Annotated in this window: 1 protein-coding gene; it reads right to left on the bottom strand. The window is 57.2% G+C overall.

Annotated features, from left to right (window positions below; all coding sequences use genetic code 11):
- Window positions 1-290 (bottom strand): ArsB/NhaD family transporter (locus KMS84_RS44470; protein ID WP_285894510.1); only part of this gene is annotated, 290 nt, incomplete at both ends.

The raw sequence follows: 290 nt of genomic DNA, 5'->3' as shown, positions 1-290 counted from the left end.
ATAGAACATCCAGAGCATGAACAGTGTCGCGGCCACGGCCACTAGGTTCACTGGCCACATGACAGAAGCGTATTCACCGAAACCCACGCCAAAAAAGTCTGCCGAAACGATGTTCACCAGGTTGGACACCACCATCGGCAGACTGGCGGTATCAGCGATGAAGCCTGCGGCCATCACGAATGCCAAGGTGGATGCCGGGCTGAAGCGAAGCGCCGTCAGCATCGCGATGACGATTGGGGTCAGAATCAGTGCGGCTCCATCATTGGCGAACAGTGCCGAAACGGCTGCAC

The sequence above is a fragment of the Streptomyces hilarionis genome (genome assembly GCF_024539675.1).
GTDB lineage: Bacteria > Actinomycetota > Actinomycetes > Streptomycetales > Streptomycetaceae > Streptomyces > Streptomyces hilarionis.
This window is presented reverse-complemented; position numbering and strand designations above follow the sequence as displayed.